A 592-nucleotide genomic window follows, 5' to 3' on the forward strand; every position below is an offset into this window, starting at 1 on the left:
AGCCACCTGAACTTTCGGCTTTACTACGACTGCGGCAACGGCTTCTGGACGCAGAATACCGTGACCCATTGCATAACGACCGATGATTTCATCAGCCTGATATTCTGGACGACGAGCACGTTCCAGAGACAGGTCTTTCAGTTTAACGGTGCCGACTGCTGAACGGTGAGCAACCAGAGCCAGAACGTTAGTTTTGTTAACTTTCAGAGCACCAGCAGCAGAAGCAGTAGTTGGGAATGCGTGTTTACCATCGCCACCACCCTGAGTCAGGTGAGGAACTTCAATCACTGTGAAGCCAGAGATGTTGTTCAGAACACCAGTCTGCTGATTTACCAGACCATCGAACTGAGCACTGTATGGCTGCAATGAAGCAACGATAGCAGAATACACATCTGGGGTCACGAATGCAACACGATCAGATGCTGGGACATAGTTCTTAGACAGAGCACCACGCAGCTGAGCAAATGCCTGCATTACGCGTGAACCAACCTGACCATTCTTAGATGGGTCAGCGAGGTCAGCAACAGTAACGTCAGCAGCCATAATGGTAGGAGCACCCAGACCATCGATGTTCTCATCAGAGTTAGCAGCA

General features: G+C 50.2%; 1 protein-coding gene. It reads right to left on the minus strand.

What is annotated here, in order from left to right:
- Positions 1-592: major capsid protein (locus N1032_RS26555; protein ID WP_331486078.1), on the minus strand; the 592-nt coding region annotated here is incomplete at both ends.

Source organism: Herbiconiux daphne, assembly GCF_024979295.1.
Lineage (GTDB): Bacteria > Actinomycetota > Actinomycetes > Actinomycetales > Microbacteriaceae > Herbiconiux > Herbiconiux daphnes.